The sequence below is a fragment of the Vibrio sp. 1288 genome (assembly GCF_033344475.1).
The window spans coordinates 1-519 of sequence record NZ_JAWPOX010001121.1 but is presented as its reverse complement, the minus strand read 5'-3'; the positions used below and the strand labels follow the sequence as shown (position 1 = coordinate 519).

Genomic DNA, 519 nt, shown 5'->3' with positions numbered 1-519 from the left:
CAAGATGCTTCTCCCGAAACGCTCGCCCTCTACTATTTTGCTCGTATTTATTTAGAACGCTATGAAGGTGTTCCCCTACCTGACGACATGCCAGATTTGATCGAGTTTGGTCGAAAACACAATATGCCTTGGGTTGTCGCAGAAGCAAAATTGAACAAAGCGATTCGAATGATTGAGTTGGATGACGATTGGCACGCAGAGCTTTTGCTCCACGATGTAATTGGGGAGTCTCGTGATATTGGCTATCTGGCGCTGCAAGGCCGCGCTTATCGCTGGATGGGAAATTTAGAAATTGCGCGTAACCAAATCCACAACGGATTAAAACATTATCGTACCGCCTACGAGTTACTTGAAAATACAGTGTTTGAGATTCAAGTTGCGATGACGCTTAACAACATCGGTACTGTCTATTTAGACTCCTCCGATTGGAATCGCGCAAGCAACTATCTAAAACAAGCACTCGATGTATATGAGAGCAGTGAATATGAGTACGACAACAGTTTCTTTATTGGCGTAATC

At 43.9% G+C, this 519-nt stretch carries 1 protein-coding gene; it reads left to right on the top strand.

The window, feature by feature from the left end:
• Positions 1-519, top strand: a 519-nt coding sequence (locus R8O11_RS31235) for a tetratricopeptide repeat protein (protein WP_318195393.1), incomplete at both ends; no start/stop codon positions are given.